19 protein-coding genes are annotated in these 15,972 nt (G+C 71.5%); 11 read left to right on the plus strand and 8 right to left on the minus strand.

The window, feature by feature from the left end:
- Positions 1-109: 109 nt before the first annotated feature.
- Positions 110-559: an SRPBCC family protein gene (locus ACZ4MU_RS07950; protein ID WP_467872436.1), complete on the minus strand. Its 450-nt coding sequence runs from the start codon at positions 557-559 to the stop codon at positions 110-112.
- A 247-nt stretch (positions 560-806) separates the two neighbouring features.
- Between ACZ4MU_RS07950 and ACZ4MU_RS07955 the strand changes: the two genes are divergently transcribed.
- Positions 807-1,187, plus strand: a complete 381-nt coding sequence (locus ACZ4MU_RS07955) for a hypothetical protein (protein ID WP_467872438.1) — start codon at positions 807-809, stop codon at positions 1,185-1,187.
- Between the two features lie 97 nt (positions 1,188-1,284).
- Here the strand turns inward: ACZ4MU_RS07955 and ACZ4MU_RS07960 are convergent, their stop codons facing one another.
- Positions 1,285-2,379, minus strand: coding sequence for a carboxylate-amine ligase (locus ACZ4MU_RS07960; protein ID WP_467872441.1), 1,095 nt, complete (start codon positions 2,377-2,379; stop codon positions 1,285-1,287).
- A gap of 177 nt (positions 2,380-2,556) precedes the next feature.
- Between ACZ4MU_RS07960 and ACZ4MU_RS07965 the strand changes: the two genes are divergently transcribed.
- The 4 genes from ACZ4MU_RS07965 (at position 2,557) to ACZ4MU_RS07980 (ending at position 6,177) form a co-directional block, all read left to right on the plus strand.
- Positions 2,557-2,886: a DUF6479 family protein gene (locus ACZ4MU_RS07965; RefSeq protein ID WP_467872443.1), complete on the plus strand. Its 330-nt coding sequence runs from the start codon at positions 2,557-2,559 to the stop codon at positions 2,884-2,886.
- A 187-nt stretch (positions 2,887-3,073) separates the two neighbouring features.
- Positions 3,074-3,490 (plus strand): CBS domain-containing protein, encoded by a 417-nt coding sequence (locus ACZ4MU_RS07970; RefSeq protein WP_467872446.1) that lies wholly within the window; start codon positions 3,074-3,076, stop codon positions 3,488-3,490.
- A gap of 48 nt (positions 3,491-3,538) precedes the next feature.
- Positions 3,539-4,090: a type 1 glutamine amidotransferase domain-containing protein gene (locus tag ACZ4MU_RS07975; protein ID WP_467872448.1), complete on the plus strand. Its 552-nt coding sequence runs from the start codon at positions 3,539-3,541 to the stop codon at positions 4,088-4,090.
- Positions 4,091-4,104: 14 nt separating this feature from the next.
- Positions 4,105-6,177, plus strand: coding sequence for a catalase (locus tag ACZ4MU_RS07980; protein ID WP_467873565.1), 2,073 nt, complete (start codon positions 4,105-4,107; stop codon positions 6,175-6,177).
- Positions 6,178-6,294: 117 nt separating this feature from the next.
- Here the strand turns inward: ACZ4MU_RS07980 and ACZ4MU_RS07985 are convergent, their stop codons facing one another.
- From ACZ4MU_RS07985 to ACZ4MU_RS07995, 3 genes are all read right to left on the minus strand, one after another.
- Complete coding sequence (locus ACZ4MU_RS07985; protein WP_467872451.1) at positions 6,295-7,821, minus strand: FAD-dependent oxidoreductase; 1,527 nt, start codon at positions 7,819-7,821, stop codon at positions 6,295-6,297.
- Positions 7,822-7,945: 124 nt separating this feature from the next.
- Positions 7,946-8,269: a plasmid stabilization protein gene (locus tag ACZ4MU_RS07990; protein ID WP_467872453.1), complete on the minus strand. Its 324-nt coding sequence runs from the start codon at positions 8,267-8,269 to the stop codon at positions 7,946-7,948.
- Between the two features lie 208 nt (positions 8,270-8,477).
- Positions 8,478-8,675 carry a hypothetical protein gene (locus ACZ4MU_RS07995; protein ID WP_467872455.1) on the minus strand — a complete coding sequence of 66 codons (198 nt, stop codon included), beginning with the start codon at positions 8,673-8,675 and terminating at the stop codon, positions 8,478-8,480.
- A 276-nt stretch (positions 8,676-8,951) separates the two neighbouring features.
- Here ACZ4MU_RS07995 and ACZ4MU_RS08000 point away from each other — a divergent pair, with 276 nt between their 5' ends.
- From ACZ4MU_RS08000 to ACZ4MU_RS08015, 4 genes are all read left to right on the plus strand, one after another.
- On the plus strand, positions 8,952-9,146 hold the full coding sequence (locus tag ACZ4MU_RS08000; protein WP_467872457.1) for a CsbD family protein: 195 nt from the start codon (positions 8,952-8,954) through the stop codon (positions 9,144-9,146).
- A 240-nt stretch (positions 9,147-9,386) separates the two neighbouring features.
- Positions 9,387-10,094: a hypothetical protein gene (locus ACZ4MU_RS08005; RefSeq protein WP_467872460.1), complete on the plus strand. Its 708-nt coding sequence runs from the start codon at positions 9,387-9,389 to the stop codon at positions 10,092-10,094.
- Positions 10,091-10,348, plus strand: a complete 258-nt coding sequence (locus ACZ4MU_RS08010; RefSeq protein ID WP_467872462.1) for a BON domain-containing protein — start codon at positions 10,091-10,093, stop codon at positions 10,346-10,348. Before ACZ4MU_RS08005 ends, ACZ4MU_RS08010 begins: the two co-directional genes overlap by 4 nt.
- Positions 10,345-11,124 carry a metallophosphoesterase family protein gene (locus tag ACZ4MU_RS08015; protein ID WP_467872465.1) on the plus strand — a complete coding sequence of 260 codons (780 nt, stop codon included), beginning with the start codon at positions 10,345-10,347 and terminating at the stop codon, positions 11,122-11,124. Before ACZ4MU_RS08010 ends, ACZ4MU_RS08015 begins: the two co-directional genes overlap by 4 nt.
- Before the next feature lie 55 nt (positions 11,125-11,179).
- On the opposite strand, the gene ACZ4MU_RS08020 is transcribed toward ACZ4MU_RS08015, so the two are convergent.
- Entirely contained in the window at positions 11,180-11,680 is a 501-nt protein-coding gene (locus ACZ4MU_RS08020; RefSeq protein WP_467872467.1) for a hemerythrin domain-containing protein, read from the minus strand.
- Between the two features lie 274 nt (positions 11,681-11,954).
- Here ACZ4MU_RS08020 and ACZ4MU_RS08025 point away from each other — a divergent pair, with 274 nt between their 5' ends.
- A complete protein-coding gene (locus ACZ4MU_RS08025; protein WP_467872469.1) occupies positions 11,955-12,755 on the plus strand; it encodes a SigB/SigF/SigG family RNA polymerase sigma factor in 801 nt (266 codons plus the stop codon).
- Positions 12,756-12,824: 69 nt separating this feature from the next.
- Here the strand turns inward: ACZ4MU_RS08025 and ACZ4MU_RS08030 are convergent, their stop codons facing one another.
- Complete coding sequence (locus ACZ4MU_RS08030; protein ID WP_467872471.1) at positions 12,825-13,469, minus strand: flavodoxin family protein; 645 nt, start codon at positions 13,467-13,469, stop codon at positions 12,825-12,827.
- 129 nt (positions 13,470-13,598) lie between these two features.
- On the opposite strand from ACZ4MU_RS08030, the gene ACZ4MU_RS08035 reads away from it, so the two are divergent.
- Positions 13,599-14,612, plus strand: coding sequence for an SDR family NAD(P)-dependent oxidoreductase (locus ACZ4MU_RS08035; RefSeq protein WP_467872474.1), 1,014 nt, complete (start codon positions 13,599-13,601; stop codon positions 14,610-14,612).
- Between the two features lie 114 nt (positions 14,613-14,726).
- On the opposite strand, the gene ACZ4MU_RS08040 is transcribed toward ACZ4MU_RS08035, so the two are convergent.
- Positions 14,727-15,908 (minus strand): alcohol dehydrogenase catalytic domain-containing protein, encoded by a 1,182-nt coding sequence (locus ACZ4MU_RS08040; protein WP_467872477.1) that lies wholly within the window; start codon positions 15,906-15,908, stop codon positions 14,727-14,729.
- Positions 15,909-15,972: the final 64 nt, after the last annotated feature.

Here is a 15,972-nt window from a genome sequence, read left to right on the forward strand (position 1 = left end):
CAACGCGGAGTGGCACATGTGTGGCGCGAACGTACGCGACCCTCCGCCGCACCGGGTCCGGTGCGGCGGAGGGTCGGGCACGGGTCCCGGGGTGTCTCCCGGGTCTGTCTCAGACCTGTCCGCGCCACGCGCCGGTCTCGGCCCCACGGGACTCGATGAACTCCTTGAACCGCTTCAGGTCACCGCTCACCTGGCGCTTGACGAACCCGAGCTTGTCGCCGACCGTCTCGGCCAGGCCCTCGGGGTCGAAATCCATCTGGAGCATCACCTTGGTGGTGGCGTCGTCGATACGGTGGAACGTCACCACACCGGCCTGCCGGACGTCGCCGCCGACGGTGGTCCAGGCGACGCGCTCGTCCGGGAGCTGCTCGGTAATCTCGGCGTCGAACTCCCGCTTCACACCGTCCACGCTCGTGACCCAGTGGGTCAGGGTGGAGGTGCGCTGCTCGATGCGCTCGACGCCGTCCATGAACTGGGGGAAGGACTCGAACTGAGTCCACTGGTCGTACGCGGTGCGGACCGGGACGGCCACCTCGACGGACTGCTCTACCTGCGACATGCACTGCCTCCTACGTCTCTGGTGGGTATCGGGGTCTTCTGCGGACAGCGGGTACCCCGCTCCCACGCGATCACTCGGCCTGGACGCGGGACGGCACGTGGAGAGTGAGTGAAGGCAGTGGGTCGGGTGCACCCATGAAGGCGCCGCGCCGAACCGCGCCACACCGGTGTGCCCACGCCGGTTTCCGCCACGTCATACGGGTACCCGCCGGAAGCCGACCCTGGTGAACAATGAGGAGGGACGGATCATGGAACCCACCCTCGGTACCGAGGCCCCGTCGGCGCAGCACGTGCACGTCGTGCTGGGCGGCTGCTCGGCCGGCGACGCCGAAGCGGTCCTCGCGGGCCTGCACCGGTGGTACTCCTCCGAGCGGGGAGTCACGGCCCCTTCGACGCGGGACATCTCCGCGCACCCGACGGTGTGGACCGCGATGGTCGACACCTCCCACCGCTCCGGCGAGGTGGAGCCGGTGACGCTGGGGGAGAGCGTCACCGTGAACATGCAGGGCGGGCCCGGGGCCGTCGGGCGGCTGCGTGACACCTTCGCGCGCGCCTTCGCGGTGAGTGACGACGGCACGGCCTCGGGCGACCAGGAAGTGGATGTGCAGCTCCATCTGCGCAGCCGCTGATCCACTTTCTGTTTCCGCTTCCCGCCTTCGCTTCCCGCTCGCCCGGAGAGCCGGCGAATTCCGGCCACGCGAGGCCCGGCGGATCACACCACCAGGTTCAGGCCAGCAGGCTCTGGCTGGTGATCAGCTCGCGTACCGCGGGAAGCCCGCCCTCCGCGAAGGCCTTCTGCTGCCGGTCCGCTCCCGTTCCCTCGCGCAGCAGCCGATGGAGCAGGGCGTCCACCTCCCGGGTGTCACCCAGCGACTCCAGCGCGGGGCCGATGTGCTTCATCAGCAGGCACAGGACATCGCCGCAGCTGCGCAGTTGCCCGTCGGGCGTGACCAGTTTGCCGTTGAGGCCGTCCCGGGCGGCGCGCCATGTGGCGGCCTGCAGGAGTTCGCCCGGACACTCCGGAACGGGCACCCCTTCCTTCTGCTCGCGGATCGCGGTGGCCACCAGGGCTCGTACGACGGCGGCGAGCAGTACCGCGTCATCGGCCCTCAACTGCACGTCCAGACAGCGCACTTCGACGGTCGGGTAGTTCTCGCTGAGGCGGGCGTGCCAGTACAGCTGGCCCCGGTCCATGACGGCCCCGGCCGTCTTCAGCGCCTGGGCGCGGTTCTCGTAGTCGTCGAGGTCGGCGAAGCGCGGCGGCGGCCCGCTGACGGGCCAGCGGCTGAAGACGAGGGTGCGCCAACTGGAGAATCCGGTCTCATGGCCGTCCCACAGCGGCGAGTTGACCGACATCGCCAGGAGCGTGGGCAGCCAGACGCGGATGCGGTTGAGAACCGCCACACCCACCTCGCGGTCCGGCACCCCCACGTGCACGTGCATACCGTTGATGAGCTGCTCGTCCACCAGTTGTCCCGCGCTGATGTGCATGGCCCGGTAGCGGGGGCGCTCGGTGACGGGCACGGGAGTCGGTCCCACCTGGGGGGCCGCACCGACGGCGGCGAGGCGGCAGTCGAGGCTCTCGGCGGCGGAGCCGAGCGCGTGCCGCAGCCGGAGCAGATGGCCGCCCGCTTCCTCCAGCGCCTGGCAGACCGGCGTGGCGACCTCCACCTGAGCCTGGAGCAGCTCGGGCTGGACCTCGTCCTCGTCGACGGCGGTCCCCAGACCGGCGGCGGCCCGCACGCCTTCGGAGCGCGCGACCGGCAGCCCGGTGGTGGGATGCACCAGGAGATACTCTTCTTCGACCCCAAACGTGAGCATGGCCTGCTGGTACCCGTCTGGCGCTGTGTGAACCGTATTCACTCGGCACGCCGTGGGGGTGCGAAGGAGCAGGGCGCCCGGCGGCGCCGACCACCTCAGGGGGTGAATCTGCCGCCGTCGGCTCCACCCGATGCCACGACCACCGTTTCGGGCACGGATGCCGGGTATCCGCGAGTCATGACTTTGCGCAACACAGAACTGGCCGCGTCACGGGACCTGGCGGTCGGCGTGGCCCCCTTCGTCGTCGGGGTGCTCCTCGTGGCGCTGCTCATCGCCCTGGTGTGGCGGGGGCAGCGCAGGCGGCGGGCCCGGGTGCCGCGTCCGGATGAGCAGCCCCGGCTTCCCGAGTCCGGGCCCGTGGGCGAGATCGTCGAGCAGCGCGAGCCGGACGCCGTACCGCAGGACGGTGAGCGGCTGAAGCCGCACGGACTGCACGGTTACGGGAACTCCGGCACGCGCCCGGCGGGGGCCGGGCAGGAACCGCCGACCGCCGGCCGTGATCGCTGAGCAAGGCGGTCGGGTCGTCGGCGGCTGAGGGGAGGCCGCCCCGGGCGAGCTGTACCGCAGCGAGCCGGAGCGGCCTCTTCCCGCCGATCGGCGACCTGGCCCGTTCGGCGCGTTATCCGACGGGCGGTCCGGGGCACCCGGCGGCCGACAGGCAAGCGCGCCGCACACAGAAGTGAGGAGTACGCACATGACCACCGCACGCGACATCATGACGCCCGGCGCCCAGTGCGCATCGGCGAAGGAGTCCGTCCTGGAAGCCGCCGTCAAGCTCACCGAGCTCGGCGTGGGCGCGCTGCCCATCTGCGGCAGCGACAACCGCCTGAAGGGCGTCATCACCGACCGTGACATCGTCGTCAAGGTGCTGGGCGCAGGCAAGGACCCCGCCGCGACGACGGCCGGGGAACTCGCCCAGGGCGAGGCCGTCACCATCGGCGCCGACGACGACGTGGACGAGATCTTCCGGACGATGAGGACCCACCAGGTGCGCCGACTGCCCGTCATCGACGGCCACACCCTGGTCGGCATGGTCGCCCTTGCCGACGTGGCGCGTGCGCTGCCGTCGCCGGAGGTCGGTGACCTCCTCGAAGCGCTGTCGACCGGCTGACGGACCGCGGCACGGACAAGCGCACCCACACGAAAGGACCGAGTACACATGCGGATCGCATTCCTCGTCGCGCCCGAGGGCGTGGAACAGAAAGAGCTGACCGAGCCGTGGCAGGCGGTGCGCGCGACGGGCGCCGAGCCCGTGCTGGTCTCCACCGGGAAGGGGGAGATCCAGGCGTTCAACCACCTGGACAAGGCGGATACGTTCCCGGTCGACGAGGTCGTCGGTGAGGCGGACGCGGCGGACTTCGACGGCCTCGTCCTGCCCGGCGGCGTCGCCAACCCCGACTTCCTGCGGCTCGACGAGAAGGCCGTGGCGTTCACCAAGGCGTTCTTCGACCTGGGCAAGCCGGTCGCGGCGATCTGCCACGCGCCCTGGACGCTGGTGGAGGCCGACGTGGTGCGCGGACGGGTCCTGACGTCCTGGCCGAGTCTGCGTACCGACATCCGCAACGCCGGTGGTGAGTGGGTCGACGAAGAGGTGAAGATCTGCGACCACGGGTCGAACGTGCTGATCACCAGTCGCAAGCCGGACGATCTGCCGGCCTTCTGCCAGGCGATGACAGCCGAGTTCGACAAGGCCGGGAGGAACGTTCGGTGACCGACCCCAAGCGGATGCAGCGTGACGCCTTCCAGGCGCACGACCCGGCATCGGGCCCGCTCACCACCGACCAGGGAGTCGTCGTCGACCACACCGACGACTCCCTGCGGGTGGGGGAACGCGGCCCCACCCTGCTGGAGGACTTCCACTTCCGGGAGAAGCTCACCCACTTCGACCACGAGCGCATCCCGGAGCGCGTGGTGCACGCGCGCGGTGCGGGTGCCTACGGGTATTTCCAGCCGTACGAGTCGTGCGCGGACTTCACCCAGGCCGCGTTCCTCCAGGACCCCGAGGTCAAGACGCCGGTGTTCGTCCGGTTCTCGACCGTGCAGGGCCCGCGCGGATCGGCCGACACGGTACGCGACGTGCGCGGCTTCGCCACGAAGTTCTATACCTCGCAGGGCAATTACGACCTGGTGGGCAACAACGTCCCGGTCTTCTTCATCCAGGACGGCATCAAGTTCCCTGACTTCGTGCACGCGCTGAAGCCCGAACCGCACAACGAGATACCCACCGGCGCCTCCGCCCACGACACGCTGTGGGACTTCGTGTCGCTCCAGCCGGAGACGCTGCACGCCATCATGTGGCTGATGTCGGACCGGGCCATCCCGCGCAGCTACCGGATGATGCAGGGCTTCGGGGTGCACACCTTCCGTTTCGTCGACGCGAACGGCAGGGGCACCTTCGCCAAGCTCCACTGGAAGCCGAAGCTGGGCGTCCACTCGCTGGTGTGGGACGAGGCCCAGGAGTGCCAGGGGCGCGATCCGGACTTCAACCGCCGTGACCTGTGGCAGGCGATCGAGGCGGGCGACTTCCCCGAGTGGGAGCTCGGTGTCCAACTCGTGCCCGAGGAGGACGAGTTCGCGTTCGACTTCGATCTGCTGGACGCCACCAAGCTCATCCCCGAGGAGCAGGTGCCTGTCCGCCCCATCGGCCGGATGGTCCTGGACCGCAACCCCCGGAACTTCTTCGCCGAGACCGAGCAGGTCGCCTTCCACACGGCCAACGTGGTGCCCGGCATCGACTTCACCAACGACCCGCTGCTCCAGGCCAGGAACTTCTCCTACCTGGACACCCAGCTGCTGCGCCTGGGCGGCCCCAACTTCGCCCAGCTGCCGGTGAACCAGCCGCTCGCGCCCGTACGCACCAACCACCGCGACGGCCCGCACCAGGGAGTGGTCCACTCCGGCGCCACCAGCTACACCCCCAATTCGCTGGGCGGGGGCTGCCCCGCGGTCGCGGGCGGCAACGCCGACGCCTACCGGCACCACGCCGAACGCGTGGACGGGGAGAAGATCCGCCGGCGCAGCGCCAGCTTCCAGGACCACTACAGCCAGGCGGCGCTGTTCTGGAACAGCATGAGCGAATGGGAGAAGCAGCACATCGTCGAGGCATTCCGCTTCGAGCTCGGCAAGGTCGAGGCGATGAGCGTCCGCGCCCGCACCGTCGAGGTCCTGGCCTCGGTCGACGGAACGCTGGCCCGGGCGGTGGCCGAGGGCATCGGTGTCCCCGCGCCGAGCCAGGGCACGGACCGGCACAAGGGGAGTTCGCCCGCCCTCAGTCTGGAGTCCCTGCGCGGCGAGGGCTCCATCAGCACCCGCCGGATCGCTCTGCTGGTGGCGGACGGTCTGGAGACGGAACACCTCGCGCCGATCCGCGAAGCGCTGACGGCGCAGGGCGCGATCGTGGAGGCCATCGCCCCGCAGGACGGGAAGATCACCGGGCTTGACGGCAGCGGATACGTGGTCGACCGGGCTCTGCCGACGGTCGCCTCCGTCCTCTACGACGCGGTCCTCCTGCCGGACGGCCCGCCGGGTGACTCCCCGCTGCTCAACGAGGAGGCCGCCGTCCGCTTCGTCCGGGACGCCTACCGCCACGGCAAGCCGATCGGCGCGCTCGGCTCGGCGGTCGCCCTTCTGGACCGCCTCGGCATCACCACCGACAAGGGCCGGGGCGTCGCCGCCGACCACGGTGTGGTCACGGATCCCACGGCCCGGCCCTCGGCCGACGGCGAGGAGTTCGCCGAACGCTTCACGCAGGCCGTCGCCGCGCACCGCCACTGGAACCGGCCGCCCCTGCTGCGCTGATCCAGCGGCTCCGCCCACAGCGCGCAAAGCCCCCCACGGCACTGCCGTGGGGGGCTTTGCGCTGGTTGGTCGGGCTCTGTTGGGCGGGCGGCGTCACACCCGTCCCTGCCCGAGCCGTCACACCTTCCGCTGCTTGAGCGGACGGGTCGCGGGGCCCTGGATGACCTTGCCGTCGATGTCGAAGCGGGAGCCGTGGCACGGGCACTCCCAGGTGCGTTCCGCACTGTTGAACGCGACCAGGCAGCCGAGGTGGGTGCAGCGCGCCGACACGGCGTGCGCCGCACCCCGCTCGTCGCGGTAGACCGCGCACCGCTCGCCGTCCACGCGGACCACGGCCCCGCAGCCCGGCTCGATGTCGGACACGTCCTGGACCTGCGGCGGGCGCAGCCGGTCGCCCACGAAGTGCCGGGCGACCTTCGCCTGGTGGTGGAGGAACGCGGGCGCCTGGCGTACGGCGCTGAGCATGCGCGTCGGGTCGTACAGGCCGCTCCACGGGAGCGGTTCGCCGGTGATCTGCGAGGTGAGGAGGCGGCCGGCCATGATGCCGCCGCTCATGCCCCAGCCCCCGAACCCGGTGGCCACATAGGCGTGCGAGGCCCGCGGGTGGAGGCGGCCGACCATGGGCACCTGGTCGGTGGGGTCGGTGTCCTGGGCGGCCCAGCGGTGGGTGACGGTGATGCCGGGGAAGTGCCGACGCGCCCACTCGGCGAGCCGGTCGAACCGTGCGGAGGTGTCGGCCGCGCCGGGGGTGAAGCTCTCGCCGGTGACGATCAGCAGCCGCCGGCCGTCCTCGTAGGGCGCGGTCCGCACCGAGCGGGTGTTCAGCTCGGGGGTGATGTACATGCCTCCCGGGTCCCGGTCGGCGGCGATCGGCGCGGCCACGACGAGTTCGCGGTGGACGGCCAGCCGCGTGAAGAGCAGGGCCCGGTCGAAGATGGGGTAATGGGTGGCCACAATGACATCGCGGGCCGTGATGGTCACTCCCGTGTCGGTGGTGACGCGGCAGGGCTCGCCCTCGTCCAGTCCGACGACGGTGGTGTGTTCGTAGATCTTCCCGCCGTGGGCGCGCAGGTCGTCGACGAGGGCCAGGAGGTATTTGCGCGGGTGGAACTGGACCTGGTCCGCCAGCCGCACGGCGCCCGCGACGGGATAGGGCAGCCCGGTCTCCTGGACGTATTCGGCGGGCAGCCCAGCCGTCCGGGCCGCCTCCGCCTCCGCCCGGAGCTCTCCGGTACGGCCGGCGTCGCGCAGATACGTATAGGCCGGGACGCGTTCCCAGTCGCAGTCGATGCCGAGCTCCTCCACGACGGCGGCCGCGTGCTCCAGGGCGTCGGTCTGCGAGCGCGCGTACAGCCGGGCGGCCTCCGCGTCACGGGTGCGCAGCAGCCGGGCGTACGACAGGCTGTGCAGGGCGGTGAGTTTGGCCGTGGTGTGGCCGGTGACGCCCTGGGCGATCCGGCCGGCTTCGACGACCACCACACCACGGCCCGCGCGGGCGAGTTCGCGCGCCGCGCTCAGACCGGCCATACCCGCTCCGATGACCACCACATCGGTTTCGGTGTCCTGGTCCAGGGGTGGGAGGGGAGTGCCGCCGGGAGCGGTCTCGATCCAGTACGATCCCCCGGTTGCCCGCGTCTCATTCATGCGCATCGGGTGCCCGCCGGGGGCTTGTCGACACCTCGGCGCAGCAGCCGCCCGAGGGGGGGCTCCACCAGGGTGTGCGGCGGGGTGGGACGCCCGGGCGTCCCACCCCGGGGCCGGATGCCGTTCAGTGGCCGAGTGCGCGCTTGAGCTGGGCCTTGTCCATGCTGGAGCGGCCGTGGACGTTGCGGCGCTGGGCCTCGGCGTAGAGCTGGTCGTACGTCGGTCCCTGCGAGCCGCTGTGGGAGCGCCGGCCACCGCGCTCGGAGGACGACATGTCCTGGGTGGAACTCTTGCTGGCGGTCTTGGACTCGCCGGATCGGGCGCGCTCCTTGTTGACGGTCCTGGCGGCGATTTCCTTGGCGCGCTTGCCGCTCTCGCCGCGCTCCTCGGCGCTCTCCTTGATGTGCTCGTACTGGCGTTCCCGCTTGGCGCTGGATCCGCGAGGCATGTCGACTCCTTGACTGTCGTGGAAGGACTCCGTGTTCACCTTCGGTTCTCGCGGGGCACCCCGCAATCGGCGAGGGGCCGTCGGTGACGGTGCGGCGGACGGAGGGCCGGGCGGGTCGCGCCGGTGGGCCGGGGCGGCCGAACTCGCGGCGCGCGGCGGGTGTTCGGCGCGCTTGCGGCGCCGCTCGGCCGGCCGGCCTGTGCCCGCACTACCGTCCGGCGCGCTTCTGCGCCTCGGTGTTGGGCGTCAGCGCGTCCCCCGCCTCGCCGTCCTTGTGGTCGTGGCGCCGGTGCTCCGGGTCCTCCGGCTTCGTCGCCGCGTCCTCCAGCTCCCGAAGGACCTCGCCCAGGGCGGTGTCCTTCTCGTCGGCGGAGTCGTCCTTGTGCGAGGGGGTGTGGTGGCTCATGGATCTCTCTTTCGCTCACTTGGTCTGTACGTGGGTGCCGGAACGCTGCCGGTCTCCCTCTCCCGCTCGGGTGCCCGCCCCGGGGCCGGTCACACGGATCAGCCCCCCGGGGCCCCACCGGCCGCCCGGCATTGCCGTCGGCTTCGGACTCCGGCACTTCACCGTGGGTGAAGGGCACGCCCCCACATACCCCCGGCAGCCCCGGCCGACGCGCGCGGCGATGTGTTTGCGCCTAGCTTGTGGCTGTCAGTAGTTCCATCGTCACATAGGGAGTTCATGATGGCTGGCAAGGGCAAGATGGGTCAGGTCAAGGGCAAGGCCAAGGAGACCGCCGGCAAGGTCACGGGCAACGAGTCCATGAAGGCCGAGGGCAAGATGGACCAGGCGAAGGGCAAGGCGGGAGAGGCCCGGGCCGACGTCGAGGACCGTGCCCGCAAGGCCGGTCAGCAGATGCCCCGCACCCAGAAGTAGCCGGCACGGCGACAGGCGGGCGGGCAGCCGCGCGAACCGACGCGACGGCTGCCGCCCGCCCGCGCATACGGCCGCTACCCGCGCCCCTTCGCGCGGGGTGTCACGGGGGCGAGGGCGGGTACCGGGGAGGCAGAATCCGCGGTTCGGTACCCCCGGGCTCGGTACCCCCGGGCCTTCGGTACACCCGGCCGAGCGGCGACATGGACACCCGGAGTCCGCCGCAGTGCGAAGGAAGTGGCCATGAGGACGAACGGACAGGACCCGCCACGAGCCCGTGACGCCGCCGCCCCCGCACTCGACGCGTCCCCCGCCACCCAGGAGCCGCCCTCCCACCCGGCGGCACCGCAGGCCGAGCGGGAACTGCCCCGGGACCGCAGCCAGGCGATCCTGGAGGCCGCGAAACAGGTGGGCGCCATCCTGAAACGGGCCGGGCACAAGTTCGCGCTGGCCGGGAGCGTCGCGGTCTACGCCCACGGCGGCAGCGGCAGGTTGCAGCACGACGCCGATTTCTGCGTCCTGCCCGAGGAGGCCGACGCCGTGGCGGCGACCCTGCGCGCGGCGGGACTGGCGGTACGGCTCCCGCCGGAGGACTGGCTGCTGAAGACCAGCTGCTTCGGCCAGGACGTCGACATCATCTTCGAACTGGCCCATCGCCCGGTCACCGTCGACCTGTTGGCGCGTGCCGAGGAACTCCCCGTCGACTCCGTGCACATGCCGGTGCTGTCGGCGACGGACGTACTGGTCAGTCTGAACAGCGCCTTCTCGGAACACCACTGCGACTTCGGGGCCGTGCTCCCGGTGGCCCGCGCGCTGCGCGAGAAGGTGGACTGGGGCGACGTGCGGCGCCGCTGCGCGGACGAACCGATGCCCGCCGCCTTCCTGTTCCTCCTGGAGCGGCTGCATGTCATCGATCCCGAGCGCCCCTCCGTCCAGCGGGAGCCGTCATGACCCATCAGCCGGAGAGCCTGGAATACCGGGTGGCCCACTTCGCCGATCGGCTGGCCTCGGGCCACTGCGGCGAGCTGGGGGTGCGGGCCGAGGCCCGGGGCGGAGCGGTCCTGCTGACCGGGACCGTGCCGTCCGTCCAGAGCCGCGACGACATTCTCCGTATCGCCCGAGAAGAGCTCGCGGACCTGCCCGTGCAGTGCGACATCGTCGTGGCCGAGACAGGGCCGCCCATCCACGCGGAGGACCTCCCATGATCCGGATCGCGGCCGTCGGCGACATCCATATGAGCCCCGACAACGAGGGCTCCCTCCGCCCCGCCTTCGAGACGCTGCCGGACTGCGCCGACGTGCTGCTGCTCGCCGGTGACCTGACCCGGCACGGGACGGCGGAGGAGGCGCGGGTGGTCGCCCGGGAGATCAAGGACCTGGCCGTCCCGGTCGTCGCGGTCCTGGGCAACCACGACCACCACGACGATCAGCCGGACCTGGTCGCGGAGATCCTCCGGGACGCCGGGGCGCACGTCCTGGAGGGGGAGGCGACGGTCGTCGGCAACGGCGACACCCTCATCGGCGTCGCCGGTACGAAGGGGTTCGGCGGCGGGTTCGTGGGCCGGTGCGCCGGGGAGTTCGGCGAGCCCATCATGAAGGAGTTCGTACGCTACTCACGCCACCGTGCCGAGACCCTGCGCACCGCGCTGGAGGAGCTGGGGGAGCGGGAGTGCGACGTACGCATCGCGCTGACGCACTTCTCTCCCGTGGCCGACACCCTGGTGGGCGAACCTCCGGAGATCTACCCGTTCCTCGGCAGCTATCTGCTGGCCGAGGCCATCGACACGGCCGGCGCCGACCTCGCCGTCCACGGGCACGCCCACTCCGGTACGGAACACGGGCGGACCAGCGGGGGAGTGCGGGTGCGCAACGTGGCGCAGCCCGTGATCGGCGGGGCCTTCCACGTCTACTGCCTGCCCGGCCGGGACGGCGCGGCTCCGGCCGGGGGAACGGCGCCGACCGCCGCGTCGGCACCGGCGTAGCGGCGTCTTCGTCCGCGCTCCGTCACGAGGAGCGACGGAGCGGGGCGGCGGACGACTAGCCGAACAGGGCGGTGGCGGCCTTCTTGAGCGCGCCCGGCTGCTCGGGGCGCCGGGGAGCGTCGGCACGGACCTCGATCATGCGCGCGCCGATCTCCTGCAGTTCCTTGCGACCCAGAGCGGCCCGGACCTTCGGGAACCAGTCGCTCTCCTCCTCGTCCATGTGGTGGCTCACCGTCTCGATCAGGACGGTCGTCTTGGCGTCGAAGCGCTCGTCGTCGGGGCCCATGGCGTCCAGTTCGGCACAGAGCACGTCGGCGACGTGGTGCTCCTCGAAGGACTCCAGGATGTCGGACTCCAGGTCGGGGACGAGCGAGCGCACCTTCGGGTACATGACCTGGTTCTCGATGTAGGTGTGGACGGTGAGGGCTTCCACGATCTTGTCGACGATGTTGTGCTTGGTGGCCTTCGCGTCCGCACCGGCGGCCTGGAATGACCGGAACAGTCGGCGGATCTCCTTGTGGTCGTCCCTGAGAAGCACGATGGCGTCGGTGGACATGAGGGCTCCTTTCCGGTGGTGCCTTGTCACCAGCTTTGCTCAGGGGCGACCGCTTCGCCCCCGGGAAGGGGGCGCCGGGCCTCCCGGCCGAAGCGCCGCGTCCCAGAGTGACCGGCCGGAAGCGTAGCGAATTGTCCGTATTGAAGGGCCTCGGCATGCATAGCGGCCCTGCCGCCGGACATACGCTCCCCCGGAACAGGGGAAGGCTCGGTCTCCCGAGCCCATGCCCCGTTCCTCCGAAGGTGCCCCCTTCGTTCTCCGAGGAGCGGAAGTCATGTCCACTCGCCGCGACACCCACCGGACGTATGACGACACCCCCCGCACCGACGACGCCTTCGTACGGCTCGCCTCCCTGCCGGACGGCGCCGAACGCGCCGCCCTGCGCGAAGAGCTGGTCCGGGCCTGGCTGCCGCTCTCGGAACGGCTCGCCGGGCGCTACCGCGACCGGGGCGAAACGGTCGAGGACCTGCGCCAGACGGCGGCCCTGGGGCTGCTCAAGGCGGTCGACGGGTTCGATCCGTCCCACGGCACGGCCTTCATCGCGTACGCCGTGCCCACCATCACCGGCGAGATCAAGCGGCACTTCCGCGACCACCTGTGGACCGTTCATGTGCCGCGACGGGTCCAGGAGCTGCGCAACCGGGTCCGCGAGGCCCGCCGGGCGTTGCAGGACGCGGGAATCAGCGAACCCGGGACCGCCGAGGTCGCCGGGTACACAGGCCTGAGCGAGGACGACGTCCGGGCCGGGATGGAAGCCCTGCAGAGCTTCCGCGCCCTCTCCCTCGACGCGGAGCAGAGCGGCAACGACAGCCCGTCCACCCTGGCGGACGCCATGGGGGCCGAGGACCCGGCGCTCGACACCCTCATCGACCGCGAGTCCGCCAAGCCCGGACTGCACGCGCTGCCCGACCGGGAACGGCGGATCCTCTACCTCCGCTACTTCCAGGGCATGACCCAGAAGAACATCGGCCGGGAACTCGGCATCTCCCAGATGCACGTCTGCCGACTGCTGAGGCAGTGCTGCGAGCACCTGAGGGACGAGGCCCTGTGCTCCGCGCCCGGAGAGGCCGCGTGACGGGGTGACGGTAAAGGGATGACGCTGAGGGGGGTGACGCCCGGTGAGCGCGCCAGGCCTCCGCGCCGGTCAGACCGCCGGGTAGGGGGCGCTCTTGAGGCGGCGGGCGAGGTGGGCGGTGTTGGCGGCCAGGGTCGCCGTCGTCGAGGCGGTCTTCTCGGGGGTCTTGTCGAGGTCCTGGTAGTCGGTGCCCTGCATGGCCTCGCCGACCCAGTAGGTGACGGCGTTGGGGGCCAGGGTGAAGCCGACGTCGTTGAGGCCCTGGAACAGATCGGCGCTGACCTTGTGGGCCCCGTCCTCGTTGCCGACCACGCACACCCCGGCGACCTTGCCGTAGGTAAGCATCCGGCCCTCGTCGTCGGTCTCGCCGATCTCCGCGTCCAGGCGCTCCAGGACGCGCTGGGCGATGCTGGAGGCGTGGCCCAGCCAGATCGGGGTGGCCAGGATCAGGATGTCGGCGCCGAGGACCGCGTCGCGGATGCCGGGCCAGGCGTCCCCGTCACCCATGTCGGTCTCCACACCGGGTTTGACGTCGTGGTCCGCCACCCGGATCACCTTGCCGGTGACGCCGTGCTCCGACAGCGCCTCCATGGTCTGTTCGGCCAGGAGCTGGGAGCTGGAGGGGGCGGGGGAGGGGCGCAGCGAGCACACCAGCGCCACGGCGCGCAGCGGGGTGGTGGGCGAGGACTCGGACGTGGTCTGTGCTTGTTCCATGAACAGACCCCTTCCCCCGTGGCCCGATTCCTACCAGCTTGCCGCGCGGCCACCGCGGCGCGGCCGCCGGTGTGGTCTTCGACAGGCCCGAAGGGGTACCCGGGCGGAAGGTGAATGGAGGTGTGACCCATGGTGGGAATCGGATCCAAGAAAGACCTGAGCGGACAGTCCGCGCTGGTCACCGGTGGCTCGCGGGGGCTGGGGCTGCTCATCGCGGCCCGGCTGGCCGTCCGCGGCTGCCAGGTGGCCGTCATCGCCCGGGACGAGGGAGAGCTCGAACGCGCGGCCCAGTGGATCGAGCAGCACACCGAAGTCGTGCCCCTGACGCAGGTGTGCGACGTACGGGACGAGGCGGCGGTCGCGGAGACGGTCCGCAGCGTGGCCCGCGAACAGAACGGGCTGGACATCGTGGTGGCCAACGCGGGCGTCATCCAGGTGGCGCCGGTGGAGGCACTCGACGCGGGCGCCTTCCACGACGCCATGGCGACCATCTTCGACGGCGCCGTCCAGGTCTCGCTCGCCGCGCTGCCCCACCTGCGCGAGAGCTCCGCGGGCGGTCGGCTGGGGCTCATCGGGTCGGTGGGCGCGCTGCTCGCCGTCCCGCACCTGCTGCCGTACTCGTGCGCGAAGGCGGCCGTCGGGGCGCTCGGCGATGGCCTGCGCAGTGAACTGGCCGGGACCGGCGTCTCCGTGACCACCGCCCACCCGGGCCTGATGCGCACCGGGTCCCACCTCCAGGCCGAGTTCGGGGGAGAGTCCTCGCGCGAGTTCGCCTGGTTCTCCGGGCTGGCGGGCGCCCCCGTCGTCTCCATGGACGCCGAACGGGCCGCGGAACGGATCGTGCGGGCGCTGGAGCGCCGTCGCACCCGGATCGTCCTGACTCCGGCGGCTCACGCCGCCGACCTGGCCCACGGGGTGGCCCCCACCGCGGTGACCCGCCTGGCGGGGGTGGCGAACCGGTTCCTGCCGGGCGCCGACGACGCGGCGGGCGCGGGAGGGCGCATACGGCAGGGGCACGCCCTCAAGGACGTCCCTCGCGGGGGCTGGGCGGAGAAGGTCCGCAAGCTCGGCAGCGCCATGAACGACCGCGCCGCGCGCCGCTTCAACCAGATGACACCGGGACCGCCCACCAGCGCTTCCTGACGGCCGCACGGCCGCCGGACCCGGGGCTGCCCCGGGACCCGGCGGCCGTCGGGTGATCGTGAAGCCCGCAGGACGCGACGCGGACCTCAGGGACTCAGGGACGGGTCCGGCCGGTCACGGCTTGAGGAGCGTCTTGACCATGCCGTCCTCCTTGGCCTGGAACATCGCGTACGCCTTCGGCCCCTCCTCCAGGGACATGGCGTGGGTCTTGAAGGAGTCGACGCCGAGCGGGTCCTCGTCCGTGAGCAGGGGGAGGATGTCCTTCACCCAGCGCCAGACGTTCGCCTGGCCCATGCGCAACTGGATCTGCTTGTCGAACATCGTCAGCAGCGGCATCGGGCTGGCGGCCCCGCCGTACACCCCGGACAGGGACAAGGTGCCGCCGCGGCGGACGAGCTCGATGCCGGTGTGCAGGGCGGCGAGCCGGTCGATGCCCGCGTGCTCCATCAGCGGCTGCGCCACCGCGTCGGGCAGGAGCCCGGTCACCCACTGGGCCGCCTTGGCGAACGGCGCTCCGTGTGCCTCCATGCCGACCGCGTCGATCACGGCGTCGGTGCCGCGGCCCTCGGTGAGCTCGCGGACGGCCTCCGCCACCTCGCCCCCGCGGCGGGCGTCGAGGCAGGTCACACCGTGTGCGCTGGCGCGGGAGAGGCGCTCGGGGACGAGATCGACGCCGATGACGGTCCGGGCCCCGCGGTGCTGTGCGATACGGGTGGCCATGTCGCCGATGGGCCCCAGGCCCAGCACGGTGACCGTGCCGCCCTCGGGGATGTCCGCGTACTCGACCGCCTGCCACGCGGTGGGCAGGACGTCGGAGAGGTAGACGTAGCGGTCGTCGGGCGGGCCGTCGGGGACCTTGATGGGGAGTTTGTTGCCGAACGGGACACGCAGCAGTTGCGCCTGCCCGCCCGGCACCTGCCCGTACAGCTTGGTGTAGCCGAAGAGCGAGGCGCCCATGCCCCGCTCACGGACCTGGGTGGTCTCGCACTGGGAGTGGAGCCCCTGGTCACACATGAAACAATCGCGGCAGCTGACGTTGAAGGGGATGACCACACGGTCGCCCGGGCTCAGCTCCGTCACCTCCGGTCCGACCTCCTCGACGACGCCCATCGCCTCGTGGCCCAGGATGTCGCCGGGGTCCAGATACGGCCCGAAGAGTTCGTACAGGTGCAGGTCGGAGCCGCAGATCCCGGTCGAGGTGACCCGTACGACGATGTCGTCCGGCTTCTCGATCCTGGGGTCGGGGACGGTCTCCACCCGCACGTCCCGCTTGCCGTGCCACGTTAGTGCGCGCATGATGTGCCGCTCCTGCCGTCGGGGCCGGCCCCGGCCGCTCGTGGCCCGGGCCTTCGCTTCTCGC

This window comes from Streptomyces sp. NPDC026377 (assembly GCF_055567715.1).